Below are 20,881 nucleotides of genomic sequence, written 5' to 3' on the forward strand. Positions count from 1 at the left end.
GAGTGGCGTCCCATAGGGGGTTCGAACCCCTGTTACCGCCGTGAAAGGGCGGTGTCCTGGACCACTAGACGAATGGGACGCTGTGTCTCGCCTCGTCGAGATGGCGCGTATAGTACTGACACGACGGGAAAGTGTCAAGCGCGGGAGTGGCCCGACGATCTAGCGTTAACGATCGAGCTGGAAAAAACGTCGTGTCTTGATGTCACAATGAGGTGCACGCACCTGGCGACGCAACCGAGGAGTAGAGGCCATGCGCAAGAAGGTAGAGAAGAGCGAGGCCGAATGGCGTGAACAGCTCACCCCAGAGCAGTATCACGTGACCCGAGAGAAAGGCACCGAACGCCCCTTCTCGGGCGACTACGGAACCACCGACGAACACGGCATCTATCACTGCGTGTGCTGCCACGCGCCGCTGTTCGAGAACGAGCACAAGTTCAACGCCGGCTGCGGCTGGCCGAGCTTCGACCGCCCCCTGGCCAGCGGCTGCGTGGAACAGCAGGCGGACTCCAGCCACGGCATGCAGCGCATCGAGGTGCTCTGCGCCCGCTGCGATGCCCACCTCGGCCACGTCTTCCCCGACGGCCCGCAGGAGACCACCGGCCAGCGCTACTGCATCAACTCGGTGGCCATCGACTTCCACCCCGGCGAATAGCGTCTTCCCCCACCCTGCAGCGGCCGGCCATCTGCTATGATGGTCGGCCGTTTCATTTAGTAGCAGGAGAGGGATGATGCTCGGCTGGTACCCGGGACACATGAACAAGGCGCGCCGGCAGATTCTCGAGGCGCTGCCGGAGATCGACGTGGTGATCGAGGTGCTCGACGCCCGTCTGCCCTACTCCAGCGCCAACCCCATGCTGGCGGAACTCACTCGCCACAAGCCGGTGCTCAAGATCCTCTCTCGGGCCGATCTGGCCGACCCGGTGCGCACCAAGGAATGGACGGCCCATTTCGACGCCCAGCCCGACACCCGGGCGCTGGCGGTGACCACCACCCAGTCGCGCGAGCTCAAGCGCATTCCCAAGCTGTGCCACGAGCTGGCCGGCCAGGTGCGCGCCGACCGCGACGTGCGGGTGATGGTCATGGGCATTCCCAACGTCGGCAAGTCGACGCTGATCAACGGCCTGGCCGGGCGCACCATCGCCAAGACCGGCAACGAGCCGGCGGTCACCAAGCGCCAGCAGAAGGTGCGCATCAACGGCCAGGTGGCGCTGATCGACACCCCTGGAGTGCTGTGGCCGAAGATCGAGGATCAGGCCAGCGCCTATCGACTGGCCGCCAGCGGGGCGATCCGCGACACCGCCATCGACTACGTCGACGTGGCCGTGGTGGCCGCCGCCGAGCTGGCCAAGCGCTATCCCGAGGCGTTCTCCGCCCGCTACAAGCTGAAGACGCTGCCTCCCTACGAGGGGCATCCGGACGCCGACCGGGTCGAGGCCGACGGCGACGCCCAGCTCGATCTGCTGGCCGAGGCCGGCTTCGACGGCCACGCCCTGCTCTCCACCATCGCCAGCAAGCGCGGCGGCCTGCGCGCCGGCGGCGAGGTCGATCTACATCGCGGCGCCGAGGTCCTGCTCCACGAGCTGCGCGACGGCAAGCTCGGCCGCGTGACCCTCGAGACCCCGGACGACATTCCGGCGGCTCCGCCCGAAGAGACCCCGGATGCCTCCGCCTCCGCCTCCGCCTCCGCCTCCGCCAGCGCCGACGACGAAGCGGCCGGCTGAGCCACACTGACGATTCTTCTTATCCCAAAGACGATCACCCCGCCGACCGGCGGCCCTGGACACCACTGGATTCGACCCCATGGACACTGCCTCGCTCAGGAAATCGCACAAGCTCGAAAACGTCTGCTACGACATCCGCGGCCCGGTGCTCGACCACGCCAAGCGCCTGGAAGAGGAAGGCCAGCGCATCCTCAAGCTGAACATCGGCAACCCCGCGCCGTTCGGCTTCGAGGCACCGGAGGAGATCCTCCAGGACGTGATGCGTAACCTGCCCACCGCACAGGGCTACTGCGATTCCAAGGGGCTCTACTCGGCGCGCAAGGCGATCATGCAGGAGTGCCAGCGCAAGGGCATTCCCGGCGTCGGCGTCGAGGACGTGTTCGTCGGCAACGGGGTCTCCGAGCTGATCACCATCTCGCTCCAGGCGCTGCTCAACGACGGCGACGAGGTGCTGATCCCGGCGCCGGACTATCCGCTGTGGACCGCCGCCACCAACCTCTCCGGCGGCCGCGCCGTGCACTACCTGTGCGACGAGCAGGCCGACTGGGCACCGGATCTCGACGACATCCGCAAGAAGGTCACGGAACACACCCGGGCCATCGTCATCATCAACCCCAACAACCCCACCGGCGCCGTCTATCCGCCGGAGGTGGTGCGCGAGCTGCTGGCGATCGCCCACGAGCACAACCTGGTGGTGTTCTCCGACGAGATCTACGACAAGATCCTCTACGACGGCATCGAGCACGTCTCCACCGGCTCCCTGGCCGGCGACGACCAGCTGGTGGTGACCATGAACGGGCTGTCCAAGAGCTATCGCTGCGCCGGCTTCCGCAGCGGCTGGATGACGCTGTCGGGCAGCATCGCCAAGCAGCGCGCCCAGGACTACATCCAGGGCCTCAACATGCTGGCCTCGATGCGCCTGTGCGCCAACGTGCCGGCCCAGCACGCCATCCAGACCGCGCTGGGCGGCTACCAGTCGATCAACGACCTGGTGCTGCCCGGCGGCCGGCTGCTGGCCCAGCGCGACATCACCCATGAGAAGCTGAACGCCATTCCCGGCGTGTCCTGCACCAAGGCCAAGGGCGCGCTCTACGCCTTCCCGCGCCTCGACCCCAAGGTGTTCAACATCCAGGACGACCAGCAGCTGGTGCTCGACCTGCTGCTGCAGGAAAAGATCCTGCTGGTGCAGGGCACGGCCTTCAACTGGCCCGAGCCGGACCACGTGCGCATCGTCACCCTGCCCTGGGCCGAGCAGCTCGACGACGCCCTGGATCGCTTCGCGCGCTTCCTGTCGCGCTACCGCCAGTGAGCCCACGGCGACGCCGCGCTTGAAACCCTCGACGAAAGTCCGTATCTAAGCAGATGCTTCTACTCGCCGCGCCCACCCGGGCGCGGCGCCTGCACGACAACCCTCATGGGAGAGTTCCGGCAATGATGAGAATCCTGCTGTTCCTGGGCACCAACCTGGCGGTGATCCTGGTGGCCAGCATCACCCTGCGACTGCTCGGCGTGGAGCCCTACCTCAACGCCCAGGGCATCAACTTCAACAGCCTGCTGATCTTCTGCTTCATCTTCGGCATGGCCGGCTCCATGGTGTCGCTGTTCATCTCCAAGTGGATGGCCAAGCGCACCACCGGCACGGTGATCATCGAGCAGCCCTCCAACAGCACCGAGCAGTGGCTGCTGGACACCGTTGGCGAGCTGGCCCGCGAGGCCGGCATCAAGATGCCGGAAGTGGGCATCTTCCCCGCCGAGCAGTCCAACGCCTTCGCCACCGGCTGGAACAAGGACGACGCCCTGGTGGCGGTCTCCGCCGGCCTGCTCAACCGCATGCGCCCGGAAGAGGTGCGGGCGGTGCTGGCCCACGAGATCGGCCACGTGGCCAACGGCGACATGGTGACCCTGGCGCTGGTTCAGGGCGTGCTGAACACCTTCGTGATGTTCTTCGCCCGCGTGGTGGCCCAGCTGGTCGACAGCTTCCTGCGCAAGGATGACAACGAAGGCCTGGGCTTCTTCGGCTACTTCGCGGTGGTGATCGTCGCCGAGATCGTGTTCGGCCTGATCGCCTCGGCCATCGTCGCCTGGTTCTCGCGCTTCCGCGAGTACCGCGCCGACGCCGCGGGCGCCAGGCTGGCCGGCAGCGGCGCCATGATCAATGCCCTGGGCCGGCTCAAGGCCGAGACCCAGATGGCCGACCAGATGCCGGACACCCTGACCGCGTTCGCCATCACCACCGGCCAGACCCGCAAGCTGATGGAGCGGCTGTTCGCCAGCCACCCGCCCCTGGATGATCGCATTCGTGCGCTCAAGGAAGCGGCCTACCGGCAGTAAGTGATGGCGGGTGAGGAGTGAGGGGTAAGGCGTTCGGGCAGCATCGAACGCCACCTTCCCTCCCTGCAAACAAGAGCCCCGCCGGCTGACGCCGGCGGGGCTTTCTTGTGGACGTTACGCGAGCCGACCAGACGCTCGGCGCTTATGCCCTTCTCCTCACGCCTTCCTCCTTACCCCTTACCGCTCGCCACCCGGAAACCGGCGGCCGCAAGCGGCGCGGCCAGGGCCTCGGCCGCCGGGCGCAGCTCGACGGCCAGGGTCGAGAACTCCCGGCGCAGCGGGTAATTCGCGCGGCAGTCGTCGAAGCCGACCGCCATGCCCTGGCGGCGGCTCTCCCGGTGCAGGGCATCGTGGTCGCGGCGCACGTCGTAGACCGCGCGCATGCACAGCCGCAGCGCCTCCTCCAGCGACAGGCCGCCGTCGAGGGTCAGCGAGGCCAGCGGCGGCGCCGGCGACAGGTCCGCCAGGGTCAGCCGCGCCGGCAGGCCGAAGCGCTGGGTCAGCGCCTGGTAGATGGCGTGGGTGCCACGCAGCTTGCCGTCGCGGCTGTGGCCGGCGATATGCGGCGTGGCGATCGCCGCCAGATCGCACAGCGCGGCGTCGATGCCGGGCTCGTGCTCCCAGACATCGAGCAGCGCGGTGATGTCGCCCTGCCCCGAGAGCCGCGAGCGCAGCGCCTGACCGTCCAGGCAGTCGCCCCGCCCGGCGTTGAGCACGACGGTGCCCGGCGCCAGCTCGGCGATGCGACGGGCGTCGAGCAGGTGACGGGTGGCATGGCGGCCATCGCGCACCAGCGGCGTGTGCAGGCACAGCACGTCGCAGGCATCGATCAGCGCGTCCAGCTCATGGAAGCCATCGTCGCCTTCTGCCTCGGCGCGGGGCGGGTCGCAGGCCAGGCAGGCGATGCCCATGGCCTCCAGCCGCGCGCGCAGCCGGCCGCCGACGTTGCCCACGCCGACGATGCCGACCGTGCGCTCGAGCAGCGAGAAGCCCTGCCGCTCGGCCAGGGTCGCGAGACTCGTCAGCACGTAGTCGACCACCGCCTCGGCGTTGCAGCCCGGGGCGCTGGCGAAGCCGATGTCACGCGCGGCCAGCGCCGCCTGGTCGACGTGGTCGGTGCCGATGGTGCAGGTGCCGACGAAGCGCAGCCGGGAGCCGGCCACCAGGGCCTCGTCGACGCGGGTGATGGAGCGCACCACCAGCGCATCGGCGTCGCGCACCGTATCGGCATCGATCTCGCGGCCGGGCACCCGGACCACCTCGCCCAGCGGCCCGAAACAGGTCTCCGCGGCCGGCACATTGGCATCGACGACGATTCTCATGGGTCCTTCCTCCCGCTTGACTTGTCCATGGAACACAAGGCCTTACAATACAGGTCATGTTACACGAGCGGCGCGCGTCGCGCCGCCGCCGACCTCGGGAGTCGCCGTGATCGTCCGCTGGGAAACCGACCATGACTATGTGCTGGTACATGTCCATCAGGACATGTTCGGCGACTGGATCTTCAGCCGCGCCTGGGGCCAGATCGGCACCCAGTTCGGCGGGCTCAAGCACCAGCTCGCCGACGACCACGGCCAGGCCATGATGTGGCTCGAGGACGAGGCCACCATCCAGGCCTCGCGCGGCTTCCACAAGGTACTGGAAGCCGACGACCACAGCCCGGAAGGGCGCGATGCGGTGAATCAGCTGTCGCTGCTCGACCAGCTCTGACCCTTCCCTGAACCGCGGCTCGCCCCTCAGCGCCTATCCGAGATAGCGACGCCCCCGGCGCCTGACCGCGCCACCCGGCTCCGACGGCGCATCGGCTTCTCCCTGCATCGCCTGCCAGGCGCTGTCGTCCAGCCAGCCCCGCGCGGCCAGCCACTCGGCCAGCTGCGCCAGGGAGACGGCACCTTCCAGCGCCTCCCCTGCCTCGTCCACCAGCACCGGAATGCGCTCACCGAAGCGCGCCAACAGCGCCTCGTCCTCGCTGATCTCGACCCGCGTCAGGCGAACCTCGACGCCGGCCAGGCGCGCCAGACCGGCCTCCAGCGTCTCGCACAGATGGCAGCCGAGCGTGGTGTAGAGCGTCAGATGGATCATGACGCGGCGCCCCCCTCCTTGTGGCGGATCAGGAAGACGTGGCGCAGGTCCGGGCGCCGGGTGCCGAGTAGAGAGCGGGTCGAAGGTCTCATGCCGTTTGCCCTTCCTCGCGATGACGAATCAGGAAGACGTGGTGCAGGTCCGGGCGACGATTGAAGTCCGGGTCGAACGTCTTCGCCGAGATATCCTCCACCGCGTAGGCCTGGGCCAGCTCGGCATCGAGCTTGAAGCGGCGCTGGTTGTTGGAGAACACCAGGGTGCCGCCGGGCGCCAGACGCGCCATGGCCAGGCGTACCAGCCGGCCGTGGTCGCGCTGCACGTCCAGGGTGTCGGCCATCTTCTTCGAGTTCGAGAAGGTCGGCGGGTCCATGAAGATCAGGTCGAAGTGGACGCCGGCGGTCTCCAGCCACTGGAAGCAGTCGTCGCGCACCACGCGGTGGCGCGATGGATCGAGCCGGTTCAGGGCGAAGTTGTCCCGGGCCCAGTCGAGGTAGGTGTTCGACAGATCCACGCTGACGCTGTCCGAGGCGCCGCCGAGGGCCGCCTGCACGGTGGCCGTGGCGGTGTAGCAGAACAGGTTCAGGAAACGCTTGCCCCGGGCCATCTCGCCGAGCATGCGCCGCACCGGGCGATGATCGAGGAACAGCCCGGTGTCGAGGTAGTCGCGCAGGTTCACCCATACCCGGGCCTTCCCCTCCTGGACCTCGAAGCGCTCGCCGCTGGCGGCCTGCTTCTGGTACTGGGCGCGCCCGCTCTGGCGCTCGCGGCGCTTGACCACCACCCGGCTGGCGTCGACCTCCAGCTCCTCCGGAATCACCGCCAGCGCCTCGAACAGCCGCTTCTGGGCCTGGCCGGCATCGATCGACTTGGGCGGCGCGTACTCCTGCACGTGCACGTGGTCGCCGTAGACGTCGATGGCCAGGGCATATTCCGGCATGTCGGCGTCATACAGCCGGTAGCAGGTCTCGCCGGAGCGCTTGAGCCACTTCTTCAGCCGCTTGCGGTTCTTGATCAGGCGATTGGCGAACATCTGCGCGCCCTCGGAGCGCGGCGGCGGAGCGGACACGGCGGGCTCGCCCTCGCCGTCTCCCTGAGCCGCCTCCGGCACGTCCATCAGCAGCAGCTTGGCGTCCAGCGGGCCGTTCTTCAGCGAATACTGCTTGTGGGCACGCAGTCCGGTGCGATGGCCGAGGTCGGGGTTGCCGGTGAACAGCGCCAGGCGCCAGCCCGGAAAGGCCTGGCGCGCCCGCTCGCCGAGATCGGCGTAGAGGCCGACCAGCTCCGGCAGCTCGCCGAGCCGCTCGCCGTAGGGCGGGTTGGTGATCACGAGGCCCTTCGCCTCGGGGTCGAGATCCTCGGGGCGTGTCAGCTCGGTGAGGCTGGCGCCCTTCAGGGTGATCAGCGCCGGAATGCCGGCGCGCATGGCGTTGGCCTTGGCCGACGACAGCGCCGGCGGACTCTGGTCGAAGCCGTGGATCCGGCAGCGGCAGCGCTTGCGGCCGATGCTGGCCCGGGCCTCGGCCTCGCGCTTGACCTCCTGCCAGCAGGCCTTCTCATGGCCGGCCCAGCCCTGGAAACCGAAGCGCTCGCGGTTGAGGTTGGGCGCCATGTCGGCGGCCATCATCGCCGCCTCGATCAGCAGGGTGCCGGCGCCGCACAGCGGGTCGACCAGCGGCTGGCCCTCGCGGGCCCGCTCGGGCCAGCCGGCGCGGATCAGCAGCGCGGCGGCCAGGTTCTCCTTGAGCGGCGCGTGGCCCACGTCGCGGCGATAGCCGCGGCGATGCAGGCTGTCACCGGCGAAGTCGATGCCCAGGGTCAGCCGACCGCGATGCAGATGAGCGTAGAGACGCAGATCCGGCTGGCGGGTGTCGACGTTCGGCCGCGGCAGACCGTCGGCCTGCAGGCGATCGACCACGCCGTCCTTGACGGTCTGGGCGCCGAAGCGGGTGTGGCGAATCTCGGTGGAGCGGCCATGGAAGTCCACCGCCAGGGTGGCGCCACGCGGCAGGTGCTCGCCCCAGGCCACGCCGGCCGTGGCCGCGCGCAGCTGGTCGGGGGTCTCGATGCCCTCCTCGCGCACCAGGCACAGCACCACCCGGTTGGCCAGCCGCGACCACAGGCAGGCCCGGTAGGCCGTCTCGAGGTCGGCCTGGAAGTGCACCCCGGCCAGGGTCGTCTTGCCGGGCGTGGCGCCCAGTGCGGCCAGCTCGTCGGACACCAGCAGTTCCAGCCCCTTGGGACAGGTGGCGAGGAAGGCCAGGGAGTCGGTAGCTCGTCGTTCGGTCATGAGAAATCCATCGGGTGGCATCAGGCCCGCCACGCCCGCGTGACGCCTGAATGTACGCTTTGTTACAAATCACCTGTCGACGGCATCGACCAGGTTGCGCTATGAATGAATTGGTAGCTACCAGACAACGCATGCATTCCTGTCATGAGGGCAAGGACCTGTCGGCGCGATTCGCTGACGCGCCGTTTTCGACGCCCTCGCTTAACGGGTGCGACGCCTGTGCGTCGTATGCCATCGGTGCCTTTCGCAAGAGGTAGTCCAATGAAACGACAGAAACGTGATCGCTTCCAGCGTGCCTATGTTCACGGGTACAAGGCGGGTGTCTCAGGTCGTTCCCGCGATGACTGTCCGAATCAGGATATCAATCTACGCGAGTACTGGATGAGCGGTTGGCGTGAAGGTCGTGGAGACCAGTGGTCCGGCATGACGGGCATCTCCGGTATTCACAAGAACCCCATGGTGATCTGACCTCCATTCGAGCGGATCACCGTTCGTTACCCTGACGAACCTCACAAGCCCACGCCTCGCGTGGGCTTTTTAGTGCGCCTCGATCCGCCGGGCTCAGCGACGCCAGCTGCGCAGCGCCCGGGCGCACTCCCCGACCAGCCCCGGCCCGCGATAGATGAAGCCGGAATACAGCTGCACCAGATCCGCGCCCGCTTCGCGCTTGGCCATCGCCGCCTCGCCGCTGTCGATGCCGCCCACGCCGATGATCGGCAGCTCCGGCAGGTGCCGACGCAGCTCGCGGATCACGGTGTTGGAGGCCTCGAACACCGGCCGCCCCGACAGCCCGCCCTGCTCGTCGCCGTGGACGAGTCCTGCCACCGCTTCGCGCGCGATGGTGGTATTGGTGGCGATCACCGCATCGATGCGATTGGCCTCGAGGCTGCGCGCCACCAGGCCAACCTCCTCGGCCTCCATGTCCGGCGCGATCTTGACCGCCAGGGGCACACGCCGCCCGCTGTCGCGGTCGAGCCGGTCGCCCGCCTCGCGCAGGGTGCCGAGCAGCTCGTCCAGATGCTCGCCGAACTGCAGGTTGCGAAGCCCCGGGGTGTTCGGCGATGAGATGTTCACGGTGATGTAGTGGGCGTGGGCATGCACCTTGTTCAGGCAGTGCAGGTAGTCGTCCACGGCCTGCTCCACCGGCGTGGTCAGGTTCTTGCCGATGTTGATGCCGATCACGCCCTGATAGCGGCTGGCCTTCACGTTGGCGATCAGGTGGTCGACGCCGGCGTTGTTGAAGCCCATGCGGTTGATGATGGCGCCGGCCTCGGGCAGGCGGAACAGCCGCGGCTTCGGATTGCCGTCCTGGGGCCTGGGCGTCACGGTGCCGACCTCGACGAAACCGAAGCCGAGCGCGCCCAGGGCGTCCAGATGGTCGGCGTTCTTGTCGAGCCCGGCGGCCAGGCCCACCCGGTTGGGGAAACTCAGCCCCATCAGCTCCACCGGATCGTCGACGCGTTCGCCCAGGGTCTTCGCCAGGCCGAGGCGGTCGGCCAGGTCCAGCCCCGACAGCGCCAGGCCATGGGCCTTCTCGGCATCGAGACGGAACAGCAGCGAACGGGCGAGGGAATACATAGCGACTCCTGGGACGGCGGCGGAAAATCGGGGCGCGAGTATAGCGCAGCCGCATCGCCACGACGAACTCGGAAACCAACGACCGCCCGGCACTTCTTGTATGATTCACTGACCGGACATCGGAATGTCCGCGACAGAACAGACCGCTGGGGCCACCGCCCCGCCAGGGAGACGCCATGACCGAAACCACCGAGACGCTGGAACACCGCCTGTCGCGCATTCACCTGGCGCTGGAGAAGGAACACCTGGAGTGGGTCGACGACGTGATCGCCGACCTGGAACCTGCCGAGGTCGCCCTGCTGCTGGAGTCGCTGCCGCTCGATGCGCGCATCCGGCTGTGGGAGCGCGTGCCCCAGGAGGTCGACGGCGAGGTACTGCTGCACGTCCACGACGAGGCGCGCAGCACCCTGATCGACGACATGGACCACGCCGAGATCGTCGCCGCTACCGCCGGGCTCGATACCGCCGATCTGGCCGAGCTGTTCGAGGACCTGCCACAGCAGGTCGCCGAGGACATGCTGCGCTCCATGGACGAGCTGCAGCGTGCGCGCCTGCAGGAGACCCTGGCCTTCGAGGAGGACTCGGCCGGGCGCCTGATGCGTACCGACACCATCGCCGTGCGTGCCGACGTCAGCCTGGAGACGGTACAGCGCTTCCTGCGCTGGAAGCAGGAGGTGCCCGACAATACCGACAGCCTGATGGTGGTCGACCGCAACGGCCTGTTCATGGGCGTGCTGCCGCTGGCCCGGCTGGTGGCCAGCGATCAGGAGCAGGCCGTGGCCGACCTGATGGACAGCGACGTGGACAGCATCCAGGTGACCATGAAGGCCCAGGACGTCGCCACCCTGTTCCAGACCCACGACCTGGTCTCGGCGCCGGTGGTCGATGCCCGCGGCCTGCTGCTTGGCCGCATCGTGATCGACGACATCGTCGACGTGATTCGAGAGCAGTCCGAGCAGGCGCTGATGAACATGGCCGGCCTCGACGAGGAAGAGGACCTGTTCGCTCCGGTGCTGCCCAGCGCCAAACGCCGTGCCGTTTGGCTCGGCATCAACCTGCTGACCGCCTTCCTGGCCGCCTGGGTGATCGGCCGCTTCGAGGCGGCGCTGGATCAGCTGGTGGCACTGGCCGTGCTGATGCCGATCGTCGCCAGCATGGGCGGCATCGCCGGCAGTCAGACCCTGACGCTGGCGATTCGTGGCCTGGCCCTCGGCCAGATCAGCCGCACCAACAGCAACTGGCTGCTGCGCAAGGAGGTCGGCATCGCGGTGCTCAACGGCGTGCTGTGGGCGCTGGTGGTGGCGGCACTGGCGATCGTCTGGTTCGGCAGCGTCGGCATCGGCATCATCATCGCCGCCGCCCTGGTGATCAACATGCTGGCCGCCGGCGTCGCCGGCATCGTCATCCCGCTGATGCTAAAGCGCTTCGGCATCGACCCGGCCCTGTCCGGCTCGGTGGTGCTGACCACGGTCACCGACGTGGTGGGCTTCATGTCCTTCCTGGGCCTGGCCACGCTGTTCCTGCTCTGATCCGCCGTTCCCCGGCCCAGAACGACGAAATCCCGCCTTCGAGGCGGGATTTCGCGTTCAACAGGGCCGGGCCGGCGGATCAGCCCTCGCTGTTGCTCTCGGCCAGGTCCACCAGCTCGCGGACCGCCACGGCAAACAGCGGGAAGCCACCCTGACTGCCGCTGCCGACCTCCTCGAGCAGGCGGCCCCAGCGCTGGTGCATGCTCTCGTGGAGCGACAGCCAGCGCTCGACGCGCTCGGCGCTCTCGCGCGGCCCGCCTTCCATGCTCAGCACGCTCGAGGTCAGCGCCAGCTGCTGACGCTCGATGTCGTCGCGGAAGGTCTCCCGCGCCTTGACCTCCCAGCCGTCGCTGACCTCGAGGCGAGTGACCTGCTGCAGCAGCCAGGGCAGCTCGAGGCGCGCACCGATCTCGTAGAAGACCTCGGCGACCCGCTGCGGCTTGTCGTCGTTCTGGCGAGCGGCATGAATGATGCCCAGCGCCGCGTAGAGACTGTCGGCCGCGGCGACCGTGGCGGCCAGGGCCTCCGGCACGCCGGCCTCGACCAGCTCCTGACGCCGCGCCTCCCACTGGGCCTTCTCCTCGCCGCGCAGACGCTTGCCGATGCCTTCCTGCAGCTGGGCCAGGCGCGGACCGAAGTAGTCGATGGCGTCGCGGGTGCTCAGGCTGCTGCGATGACGCAGGAACCAGCGGGTGGAACGACGCAGCATACGCATCAGGTCGAGCATCATCGCGTACTGGACATCCGTCGCGATCTTGTTGTCCAGCGCCTCGAGCTGCTCCCACAGCTTGGGCAGCTGGAAACTGTCACGGGCGATGACATAGGCCCGGGCGATGTCGGCACGGCCTGCCCCGGTGGAGTCCATCAGCCGGCGCATGAACACCACGCCCATGTGATCGATGATGTCGTTGGCCAGCTGGGTGGCGACGATCTCGCGCTTCAGGCGGTGGTCGTACATCTCGTCGCGATAGCGCTCGGCCAGCATCGACGGGAAGACGCGCTCCACGTAGCGGATGATGGTCGGGTCGTCGGGCACGTCGGAGGCGATCAGGTCGCCCTTGAGCACGCTCTTGGCATAGGAGATCAGCACCGACAGCTCGGGCAGCGTCATGCCCTGCGCCTGGTGTGCCCGCTCCTGAAGCTCCTCGTCGCTGGGCAGGAATTCCAGCTCGCGATCGATCTGACCGGCCGCTTCCAGCTCGCTGATGAAACGGCGGAAGGGGCCGATCCCCTCCCGGGAAAGCCGCTCGGCGAGATCGAGGGCCTGGGTCTGACGATAGTTGTCGAGCAGCACCAGCTCGCTGACTTCGTCGGTCATGTCGGCGAGCAGCCGGTTGCGCTGCTTCTCGGTCATGTCGCCGCGGGAGACCACCTCGTCGATGAGGATCTTGATGTTGACCTCATGGTCGGAGCAGTTGACGCCGCCGGCGTTGTCGATGAAGTCGGTGTAGACCCGCACGCCCTTGGCCGCGGCTTCCATGCGTCCGCGCTGGGTCAGGCCGAGGTTGCCGCCCTCGCCCACCACCCGACAGTTGAGCTCGCGCCCGTCGACGCGCAGGGCGTCGTTGGCCTTGTCACCGACCTGAGCGTGGCTCTCGGCGCTGCCCTTGACGTAGGTGCCGATGCCGCCGTTCCAGATCAGGTCGACCTGGGAGACCAGCATGGCGCGGATCAGCTCGTTGGGTGACAGCCTGTCCTCGCGGATGCCGAAGGCCTTCTTCATCTGCGGCGTGATGGTGATCGACTTGGCGCTGCGCTGGAACACGCCGCCGCCCTCGGAGATCGCGCTCTGGTCGTAGTCCTCCCAGCTCGAACGGGGCTGCTCGAACAGGCGCTTGCGCTCGGCGAAGCTGGCCGCGGCGTCCGGGGTCGGGTCGACGAAGATGTGCAGGTGGTTGAAGGCGCCCATCAGCCGGATCTTGTCGGACAGCAGCATGCCGTTGCCGAACACGTCGCCGGCCATGTCGCCGACGCCGACCACGCTGAACTCGTCTTCCTGGGTATTGATGCCCAGCCCGCGGAAGTGGCGCTTGACCGATTCCCAGGCGCCCTTGGCGGTGATGCCCATCTTCTTGTGGTCGTAACCGTGGGCGCCCCCGGAGGCGAAGGCATCGCCCAGCCAGTGACCGTACTCGACGGAGATCTCGTTGGCGATGTCGGAGAAGGTCGCCGTGCCCTTGTCGGCGGCCACCACCAGGTAGGCGTCGTCGTCGTCGTGGCGCACCACGCACTCGGGCGGCACCACCTCGCCGCCGACCAGGTTGTCGGTGACGTCGAGCAGCGCACGGATGAAGATCTGATAGCAGGCGATGCCTTCCTTCTGCACGGTCTCGCGGTCCGCGCCTTCCGGCATGCGCTTGCAGACGAAGCCACCCTTGGCCCCTACCGGCACGATCACCGCGTTCTTGACCTGCTGCGCCTTGACCAGCCCCAGCACCTCGGTGCGGAAGTCCTCCCGACGGTCGGACCAGCGCAGCCCGCCGCGGGCGACCTTGCCGCCGCGCAGATGCACGCCCTCGACCCGCGGCGAGCAGACGAAGATCTCGAAGGCCGGACGCGGCTTGGGCATGCCGGTGACCCTGGAGGGCTCGAGCTTCAGGGCGATGTAGTCCTTGAAGCCGCCGTCCTCGGTGCGCTGATAGTAATTGGTGCGCAGGGTCGCCTGGATCAGCTCCATGTAGCGACGCAGCATGCGGTCGTCGTTGAGGCTCGGCACCTCTTCGAGCAGCGCCAGGATGCGCGCCTCGCAGTCGGCGATGTCGCCGCCCTCGGGACGATCGGCGGGATCGAAGCGCAGCTCGAACAGGCTGACCAGCTCGCGGGTGATCTCGGGATGGTTCACCAGGGTGGTGGCGATGTAGTTCTGCGACATGCCGAAGCGGATCTGCTTCAGGTAGCGCGCGTAGGCACGCAGCATCGCCACTTCCCGCCAGTCCAGGTTGGCGCCGATGATCAGCCGGTTGAAGGGATCATTGTCGGCCTCGCCGGTCCAGATGCGCTGGAAGGCCTCGATGAACGGCTCGCGCATCTCCTGCAGATTCACCTCCACGCTGGTGTGATGCTCCAGGGTGAAATCATGAATCCAGTAGTCGCGATCGGTGGCACCGACCTCGTAGGGCCGCTCACCGAGCACCCGCAGGCCCAGGTTCTCCATCATCGGCAGCACATCGGAGAGGGGGATCGAGGTGTCGGGATGGAACAGCTTGAGATTGACACCGCTGCCCTCTTCCTCGATCAGGCGGTACAGCGACAGCGCCAGGGGCGCGCCGTCGTCGAGCTCCCCGAGATGCTGCAGGTCGTAGACCGCGGTGCGAGCGCTGAAGTCGTCGCGGTAGCTGGCCGGGAAGGCGTCGCGGAAGCGGCCCATCAGCTGGTTGGCATGCTCCTCGCCGAAGCCCTCGATGGCGGCGTTGAGCAGGTCGTCGCGCCAGTTGCGCGCCAGCTTGACCAGCTTGTCCTCGAGGCGCCGGATGTCGTAGTCCGCCGGGCCGTCACCGTTGAAGCGCAGGATGAACTGGATGCGCGCCAGCACCGACTCGGAGAGATAGGTGTTGAAGTCGCCGAAGGTGGCGTCGAGTTCCTCGCACAGCAGCTCCTGCAGGCGCAGGCGCAGCTCGGTGGAGAAGACGTCGCGCGGCACGAACACCAGGCAGGAGAAGAACTTGCCGAAGCGGTCCTCGCGGATGAACAGCCTCACCCGGCGCCGCTCACGGATGTCCAGGATGCCCAGCGCGGTCTGCGCCAGCTCGTCGACGTCGATCTGGAACAGGTCGTCGCGGGGATAGACCTCGAGGATCTGCAGCAGCTGCTTGCCGTTGTGGGCCTTGGGATTGAAGCCGGAGATCTCCATCACCGAGCGCAGCTTGCGCCGCAGGATCGGCACGTGGCGCGGCGAATCGTTGTAGACGGTGGCGGTGAACAGCCCCAGGAACCGCCGCTCGCCGACGATGTTGCCCTGCTCGTCGTAGCGGTCGATGGAGATGTAGTCCGGGTAGGTCGGCCGGTGGATGCGCGCATGATGGGCGCTCTTGGCGAACGACAGCAGCTGGGGGACCAGCACGAAGCGGTCGCCCTCGACGCCCAGGTCGGTGCGAATGCGTTCGCGGTAGCGCGGCTGGTCGAGACGGAACACGCCGAGTTCACTGTCCTCGACCTTGTCCAGGCGCTGCCGGCTGCCGTCTTCGAGAACCTCGTACTCGTCGTAGCCGAAGAAGGTGAAGTTGTCCTCGAGCAACCACTCGAGGAAGGCGATCGCCTCGCGATGATCCTCGGCTTCGACCTGCTCGGGGCAGCCGGTCTCGAGTTCGGCGATGGCCTCGCGGACCTTCTCGCGCATGGGGTCGAAGTCGGCCACGGCGGTGCGCACGTCGCCAAGCACCTCATGCAGGCTGGCCTCGATCTCTTCCAGCTCGGCCACGTCGGAGTGGCGGTCGACCTCGATGGCGATCAGCGATTCGCGGGTGTCAGGAGCGCCGGACGCACCAGGGTCGCTGACGCGGCAAAGGCGATGGTCGGCGTCGCGCTCCACCGCCAGCACGGCGTTGTGGATGGCGTGCACGGTCATGCCGCGACGGTTGAGCTCCACGCGCACCGAATCGACGAGGAACGGCATGTCCTCGTGCAGCACGGCGATGAAGGTATGGGTGGACTGCCAGCCGTGCTCCTCGAAGTCCGGGTTGAAGACCCGCACCTTGGGGGCGTCGGCATCGAACTGCTGGATGAAGTGCCACACCGAGAGGGTCGCGCCGTAGAGGTCGTCGAGGCGTCGGTCGGCGAGGTCCTCCAGAGGCACCGCCGCATAGAAGTGCCGGGCGAAGGCCTCGACCGACGCGGCCTTGTCCTGTTCCAGACGGCTCTGCAGCCGTTCCTCGAGCTGCTTGAGGAGGTCCTGACGGCCCTCCTCGTGTGCGACTTGTAGCATCCATCACCTCGACTGCCAGCGGCCGCCTCGTGCGGCCGGATCATTGGACCGAATCGCCGGGCCCGGCCTCGGCCAAAGCCCCGCATTGCCAACAGCTTACGCTTTCGACACCGATCACCCCAGCCACATGCCGCTTTCCTCATGACCATGTCGGTTGCGCATCGCCCTTGACATTTCGCCCGACAGCGAGGTCTGTTCTCGCCGCTAGCGGCGTCGCTCCAGCAGGACGCCGCACTCGCAGTGGTGGGTCCAGGGGAACTGGTCGAAGAGCGCGAAGCGCACCACCTCGTGGGTACGGGCGAGGGTCTCCAGGTTGTCGGCAAGCGTATCCGGATTGCATGAAATATAGACGATACGCTCGTAGTCACTGAGTTGACGACAGCTGTCCTCATCGAGCCCGGCCCGCGGCGGGTCGACCAGCACGGTGGAGAAATCGTAGTCGTCGAGGCCGAACTCGGCGACCCGGCGGCCGCCCTTCTCGCCGCGCAGCGCCTGGGAGAACTCCTCGGCCGACATGCGCCCCACCACGGCGTTGTCGACGCCGTTGGCGGCCAGGTTCTCCCGGGCGCTGGCGACCGAGGTGCGCGAGATCTCGGTGGCCAGCACGCGGCGGAAGTTCTCCGCCAGGGCCACGGTGAAGTTGCCGTTGCCGCAGTACAGCTCCACCAGGTCGCGTTCGGTGCTGCCGGCGGTGACGTCCCGGGCCCAGGACAGCATCGAACGACAGATCTCGGCGTTGGGCTGGGTGAAACTGTTCTCCACCTGCTGGTAGACGAGCTCGCGGCCGTCGACGCCGAGCCGCTCCCAGACATGATCGCGAGTCAGCACCAGACGCTGCTTGCGGGCCCGGCCGATGATCATGATGTCCAGTGCCTGCTCGAGGGCACGGGCCTCGACCTCCCAGGCCTCGTCGAGCTGGCGGTGATAGATCAGCGTCACCAGCGCCTCGCCGGTCAAGGTGGTGAGAAACTCCACCTGGAACAGCCGATGACGCAGGGCCGGGTTGTCGAGCAGGCGCTCGCGCAGTGCCGGCATCAGCTCATTGATGCGCTGGCCGGCCACCGGGTAGTCGTCCAGACGCACCACGGTCTTCTGCTTCGGATCCTCGGGATCGACCTCGAACATGGCGTAGTAGAGGTCGTCGCCCTCGTGCCAGACCCGGAATTCGCAGCGCTGGCGGTAGTGGCTGGCCGGCGAGGCATGCACTTCCAGCTCGGGTGGAGCGAAACGGGCGAACTGGGCGGTCAGTCGGTCGCGCTTGGCCGCGAGCTGCTCGTCATAGCGGTCGGGGTCGACAACGGGAATGGCCACGGCGGCTCCTGAAAGATGGTCGGTCGAAAGGGATGGTCGAATACGGGCGATGAAAGACGGAAAGCGCGGCACCTTGGGCCGGCCGATGCCTCAGGGCAACACGAGAGCGTGCGTCTCGGAAAAACCGAAGCCGGCGAGCCCCCGGGCCAGGGTCGTGTCGGGGCCGGTGACCCAGCCCCGCTCGACGGCCGGGCGGCGCTGGGGCGCGACGATCACCTGGCCGGTGCGCCGGGCGATGGCGTCACCGGAGTCGACCCAGCGCACCGGATGCGGTACCGCGGCCTCGAGCGCCTCGCGCAGCAGCGGGAAGTGGGTGCAACCGAGTACCAGGGTATCGAGGTCCGGCAGCTCGGCCAGCGGCGCCAGCACCCGGCGCAGCACCTCGGGGTCCGGCACCTCGCCGGCCACCAGGCGTTCGGCCTCGCCCACCAACGGGTCGGCGGCCAGGCGCGTGACCCGGCAGTCGCCGGCGAAGGCCTCGATCAGCCGCGCGGTATAGGGCCGCGCCACGGTGGCACTGGTGGCGAGCAGACCGATATGGCGGCTCTCGCTGGCCCCGGCGGCGGGCTTGATCGCCGGCACGGTGCCCACCACCGGCACCGACAGCCGCTCGCGCAGGGCATCGAGGGCCAGGGTGCTGGCGGTGTTGCAGGCCACCACGAGGCCACAACACCCACTGGCGGTCACCGCCGCCTCGCACACGGCGAGGATGCGCTCTACCAGCCAGGCGTCCTCACGCACGCCATAGGGCAGCATGGCGTTGTCGCAGGCGTAGGCCAGGAACACGTCGGGCAGGCGGCGGCGAAGCGCCTCGACCACCGAGAGCCCGCCGACGCCGGAATCGAACACCAGCACCGGGCCCGTCATCGGCGCGCCACCACGCACTCGCCCCCCGGCCGGGACGGCACGAGGGGCAAGATCAGGGTGAAGGTGGTCGAGGCGAACATCGGCATCGCAGGCTTTCCGTCGAACGATGCGGCGCATTCTACCTCAGCGGGGCCGGGACTCGAAGCCGTCTCCCGGCGGCGGCGCAGGGAATCAGGTCACCGGCTCCGGCGCATCGCGCAGCTCGGCATAGAGCTCGGGGTAGGCCTCCTGCAGGCGCTCGAGTTCGGTGGTCGCGCCCTCGGGCAGGGCCTCGGCAAGCCGCTGGAGATCATCCTCGGAGAAATGCTCGCGAATCAGCGGGAAGAGCAGCTCGCGCTCGTCGCGCAGGTAGGCCCGATGGGCATCGAGATACGCCTTGAGGTCGTCGGCGAAACGATCCATGGGCACCACGGCATCCATGAGAATCATGTCGAGGTCGCCGGAGAGGCGCTTGAGCTGGGCCTTGAGGGCACGATAGTCCTTGGCCAGCCGCTCGGTCACCGCCTCGGTCTCCGGGGCCAGTTCCTGCAGGCGTTCGGAGCAGACATGCTCCAGCGGCTGGCTGAAGCTGTCCTGGTAATCGAGGATATAATCCACGACTTCCCGCACCAGCTGGAAGTTCGGGCGTTCGCCCTCGGCCAGGGTCTTCTGCTTGAGCTGTAGAACGTGCAACATGCGGGCCATGTTGGCATGATCCTGGCGCAGTTGGTTCAGCATGGGCATTGCGGCAGCCTCCTCAATATCGGTCATGGACGGAAGGCACGGGTGTTAGACGCGCCTTCGCCCTCCGGGTTCCTGGCCAATGGCACCGGCCGTCAGGGTTCGCCCACCTCGTTCGGGATCTGGCGATGCCGGGAGCCAATGCCCGACATCGCGTATCCAACATAGCAGCCGTCAGCGAAGGAGTCAGAAATGGACCTGTTCCAGCAGGCCAGCAGCGAGGAGAGCGCCCCCCTGGCCTGGCGCATGCGCCCCCGTCGGCTGGCCGATTACGTGGGCCAGCCGGCGCTGGTCGGCCCCGGCAAGCCGCTGCGCCGCATGGCCGAGGGCGGCCCGGTGCGGTCGATGATCCTGTGGGGCCCGCCGGGCACCGGCAAGACCACCCTGGCCGAGATCCTGGCCGAGGAGTCCGGCGCCCACCTCGAGCGGCTCTCGGCGGTGATGGCCGGGGTCAAGGACATCCGCGCGGCGGTGGACCGCGCCCGAGCCGCCCAGGGTCAGGACCGCCCGACCCTGCTGTTCCTCGACGAGATCCACCGGCTCAACAAGAGCCAGCAGGACGCCCTGCTGCCCCACGTGGAGTCCGGGCTGCTGACGCTGATCGGCGCCACCACCGAGAACCCCTCGTTCGAGGTCAACTCGGCGCTGCTGTCCCGGGCCCGGGTGCACGTGCTGAAGTCGCTCTCCGACGACGACGTGACCGAGGTGCTCCGCCGCGCGCTGGCCGACGCCGACCGCGGGCTGGGCGCCCGACACATCACCGTGGACGACGAGGTGCTGGCGCTGCTGGCCCGGGCCGCCGCCGGCGACGCCCGCCGCGCCCTGGGCCTGCTGGAGACCGCCTGCGACTTCACGGTGCAGGAAGGCGACGGCGAGCGCCTGCCACGCGAGGCGCTGGAGGACGTGATCGGCCACCAGGCCAGCGCCTTCGACAAGCAGGGCGATCACTACTATGACCTGCTGTCGGCGATCCACAAGTCGATCCGCTCCTCGCGCCAGGACGCCGCCCTGCTCTACATCGCGCGCTTCATCCAGGGCGGCGGCGACCCGCTGGACGTGATCCGCCGGCTGACCGCCATCGCCTCGGAAGACGTCGGCAACGCCGACCCCAAGGCGCTGCCGCTGACCATGGCGGCCTGGGACGCCTACCTGCGGCTCGGCGACTACGAGGGCCAGCGCGCCATCGCCCACGCCGCCGTCCATCTGGCGGTGGCCCCCAAGAGCAACGCCGTCGACCAGGCCTGGCATCGCGCCAAGGCGTTCGCCGCCGCCCAGCCGCGCCTCGAGGTGCCCACCTACCTGCGCAACGCGCCCACCAAGCTGATGGAATCACTGGGCCACGGCGACGGCTATCGCTACGCCCATAACGAGCCCAACGGCTACCCCGCCGGCAGCGCCCACGACTGCTGGCCGGACGACGTGCCCTTCGAACGCTTCTACCAGCCCACCGCCAACGGCCAGGAGAAGCGCTACGGCCAGATGCTGGAGTGGCGGGCCGAGTTGGACGCTGCCGCCGACCGAGCACGGGACTGAG

The 20,881-nt window shown here is 68.1% G+C and carries 16 protein-coding genes and 1 tRNA gene; 8 read left to right on the forward strand and 9 right to left on the reverse strand.

Annotation, left to right across the window (positions count from 1 at the left end; genetic code table 11):
* Positions 1–3: 3 nt before the first annotated feature.
* Positions 4–79, reverse strand: a tRNA-Glu gene (locus tag CVH10_RS08135).
* A 171-nt stretch (positions 80–250) separates the two neighbouring features.
* On the opposite strand from CVH10_RS08135, the gene msrB reads away from it, so the two are divergent.
* The 4 genes from msrB (at position 251) to htpX (ending at position 4,052) form a co-directional block, all read left to right on the forward strand.
* Complete coding sequence (msrB, locus tag CVH10_RS08140) at positions 251–652, forward strand: peptide-methionine (R)-S-oxide reductase MsrB (protein ID WP_035595307.1); 402 nt, start codon at positions 251–253, stop codon at positions 650–652.
* A 76-nt stretch (positions 653–728) separates the two neighbouring features.
* A complete protein-coding gene (gene ylqF / locus CVH10_RS08145; RefSeq protein WP_106488468.1) occupies positions 729–1,721 on the forward strand; it encodes a ribosome biogenesis GTPase YlqF in 993 nt (330 codons plus the stop codon).
* A 79-nt stretch (positions 1,722–1,800) separates the two neighbouring features.
* On the forward strand, positions 1,801–3,030 hold the full coding sequence (locus CVH10_RS08150) for a pyridoxal phosphate-dependent aminotransferase (protein WP_035595303.1): 1,230 nt from the start codon (positions 1,801–1,803) through the stop codon (positions 3,028–3,030).
* Positions 3,031–3,152: 122 nt separating this feature from the next.
* Positions 3,153–4,052, forward strand: coding sequence for a protease HtpX (htpX, locus tag CVH10_RS08155; protein ID WP_106488330.1), 900 nt, complete (start codon positions 3,153–3,155; stop codon positions 4,050–4,052).
* Between the two features lie 170 nt (positions 4,053–4,222).
* On the opposite strand, the gene pdxB is transcribed toward htpX, so the two are convergent.
* Positions 4,223–5,374: a 4-phosphoerythronate dehydrogenase PdxB gene (pdxB, locus tag CVH10_RS08160; protein WP_106488331.1), complete on the reverse strand. Its 1,152-nt coding sequence runs from the start codon at positions 5,372–5,374 to the stop codon at positions 4,223–4,225.
* A gap of 106 nt (positions 5,375–5,480) precedes the next feature.
* On the opposite strand from pdxB, the gene CVH10_RS08165 reads away from it, so the two are divergent.
* On the forward strand, positions 5,481–5,762 hold the full coding sequence (locus tag CVH10_RS08165; RefSeq protein ID WP_035595296.1) for a hypothetical protein: 282 nt from the start codon (positions 5,481–5,483) through the stop codon (positions 5,760–5,762).
* A 33-nt stretch (positions 5,763–5,795) separates the two neighbouring features.
* Here CVH10_RS08165 and CVH10_RS08170 read toward each other — a convergent pair whose 3' ends face one another.
* Complete coding sequence (locus CVH10_RS08170) at positions 5,796–6,134, reverse strand: glutaredoxin family protein (protein WP_106488332.1); 339 nt, start codon at positions 6,132–6,134, stop codon at positions 5,796–5,798.
* A gap of 88 nt (positions 6,135–6,222) precedes the next feature.
* A complete protein-coding gene (gene rlmKL / locus CVH10_RS08175; protein ID WP_106488333.1) occupies positions 6,223–8,421 on the reverse strand; it encodes a bifunctional 23S rRNA (guanine(2069)-N(7))-methyltransferase RlmK/23S rRNA (guanine(2445)-N(2))-methyltransferase RlmL in 2,199 nt (732 codons plus the stop codon).
* A gap of 261 nt (positions 8,422–8,682) precedes the next feature.
* Here rlmKL and rmf point away from each other — a divergent pair, with 261 nt between their 5' ends.
* A complete protein-coding gene (gene rmf / locus CVH10_RS08180; protein WP_081945816.1) occupies positions 8,683–8,889 on the forward strand; it encodes a ribosome modulation factor in 207 nt (68 codons plus the stop codon).
* Positions 8,890–8,982: 93 nt separating this feature from the next.
* Here the strand turns inward: rmf and CVH10_RS08185 are convergent, their stop codons facing one another.
* Positions 8,983–9,999, reverse strand: a complete 1,017-nt coding sequence (locus tag CVH10_RS08185; RefSeq protein WP_106488334.1) for a quinone-dependent dihydroorotate dehydrogenase — start codon at positions 9,997–9,999, stop codon at positions 8,983–8,985.
* Positions 10,000–10,175: 176 nt separating this feature from the next.
* On the opposite strand from CVH10_RS08185, the gene mgtE reads away from it, so the two are divergent.
* A complete protein-coding gene (gene mgtE, locus CVH10_RS08190) occupies positions 10,176–11,528 on the forward strand; it encodes a magnesium transporter (RefSeq protein WP_035595288.1) in 1,353 nt (450 codons plus the stop codon).
* Positions 11,529–11,607: 79 nt separating this feature from the next.
* Here the strand turns inward: mgtE and CVH10_RS08195 are convergent, their stop codons facing one another.
* The 4 genes from CVH10_RS08195 to CVH10_RS08210 form a co-directional block, all read right to left on the reverse strand.
* Positions 11,608–16,449 (reverse strand): NAD-glutamate dehydrogenase, encoded by a 4,842-nt coding sequence (locus tag CVH10_RS08195; protein ID WP_106488335.1) that lies wholly within the window; start codon positions 16,447–16,449, stop codon positions 11,608–11,610.
* A 204-nt stretch (positions 16,450–16,653) separates the two neighbouring features.
* Entirely contained in the window at positions 16,654–17,760 is a 1,107-nt protein-coding gene (gene trmA / locus CVH10_RS08200; protein ID WP_106488336.1) for a tRNA (uridine(54)-C5)-methyltransferase TrmA, read from the reverse strand.
* Positions 17,761–17,850: 90 nt separating this feature from the next.
* Positions 17,851–18,627, reverse strand: a complete 777-nt coding sequence (gene murI / locus CVH10_RS08205; protein WP_106488337.1) for a glutamate racemase — start codon at positions 18,625–18,627, stop codon at positions 17,851–17,853.
* 171 nt (positions 18,628–18,798) lie between these two features.
* Positions 18,799–19,344 (reverse strand): hemerythrin domain-containing protein, encoded by a 546-nt coding sequence (locus tag CVH10_RS08210; protein WP_035595313.1) that lies wholly within the window; start codon positions 19,342–19,344, stop codon positions 18,799–18,801.
* 195 nt (positions 19,345–19,539) lie between these two features.
* On the opposite strand from CVH10_RS08210, the gene CVH10_RS08215 reads away from it, so the two are divergent.
* Positions 19,540–20,880 (forward strand): replication-associated recombination protein A, encoded by a 1,341-nt coding sequence (locus tag CVH10_RS08215; RefSeq protein WP_035595281.1) that lies wholly within the window; start codon positions 19,540–19,542, stop codon positions 20,878–20,880.
* Position 20,881 lies beyond the last annotated feature (1 nt).

The sequence above is a fragment of the Halomonas sp. ND22Bw genome (genome assembly GCF_003011945.1).
Lineage (GTDB): Bacteria > Pseudomonadota > Gammaproteobacteria > Pseudomonadales > Halomonadaceae > Halomonas > Halomonas halophila.

What these genes read in the sequence shown, in the direction of transcription:
- msrB (WP_035595307.1), top strand. Translation starts at nt 251, where the DNA reads ATGCGCAAGAAGGTAGAGAAGAGCGAGGCCGAATGGCGTGAACAGCTC.
- ylqF (WP_106488468.1), top strand. Translation starts at nt 729, where the DNA reads ATGCTCGGCTGGTACCCGGGACACATGAACAAGGCGCGCCGGCAGATT.
- CVH10_RS08150 (WP_035595303.1), top strand. Translation starts at nt 1,801, where the DNA reads ATGGACACTGCCTCGCTCAGGAAATCGCACAAGCTCGAAAACGTCTGC.
- htpX (WP_106488330.1), top strand. Translation starts at nt 3,153, where the DNA reads ATGATGAGAATCCTGCTGTTCCTGGGCACCAACCTGGCGGTGATCCTG.
- pdxB (WP_106488331.1), bottom strand. Translation starts at nt 5,374, where the DNA reads ATGAGAATCGTCGTCGATGCCAATGTGCCGGCCGCGGAGACCTGTTTC.
- CVH10_RS08170 (WP_106488332.1), bottom strand. Translation starts at nt 6,134, where the DNA reads ATGATCCATCTGACGCTCTACACCACGCTCGGCTGCCATCTGTGCGAG.
- rlmKL (WP_106488333.1), bottom strand. Translation starts at nt 8,421, where the DNA reads ATGACCGAACGACGAGCTACCGACTCCCTGGCCTTCCTCGCCACCTGT.
- rmf (WP_081945816.1), top strand. Translation starts at nt 8,683, where the DNA reads ATGAAACGACAGAAACGTGATCGCTTCCAGCGTGCCTATGTTCACGGG.
- CVH10_RS08185 (WP_106488334.1), bottom strand. Translation starts at nt 9,999, where the DNA reads ATGTATTCCCTCGCCCGTTCGCTGCTGTTCCGTCTCGATGCCGAGAAG.
- mgtE (WP_035595288.1), top strand. Translation starts at nt 10,176, where the DNA reads ATGACCGAAACCACCGAGACGCTGGAACACCGCCTGTCGCGCATTCAC.
- CVH10_RS08195 (WP_106488335.1), bottom strand. Translation starts at nt 16,449, where the DNA reads ATGCTACAAGTCGCACACGAGGAGGGCCGTCAGGACCTCCTCAAGCAG.
- murI (WP_106488337.1), bottom strand. Translation starts at nt 18,627, where the DNA reads ATGACGGGCCCGGTGCTGGTGTTCGATTCCGGCGTCGGCGGGCTCTCG.
- CVH10_RS08210 (WP_035595313.1), bottom strand. Translation starts at nt 19,344, where the DNA reads ATGCTGAACCAACTGCGCCAGGATCATGCCAACATGGCCCGCATGTTG.
- CVH10_RS08215 (WP_035595281.1), top strand. Translation starts at nt 19,540, where the DNA reads ATGGACCTGTTCCAGCAGGCCAGCAGCGAGGAGAGCGCCCCCCTGGCC.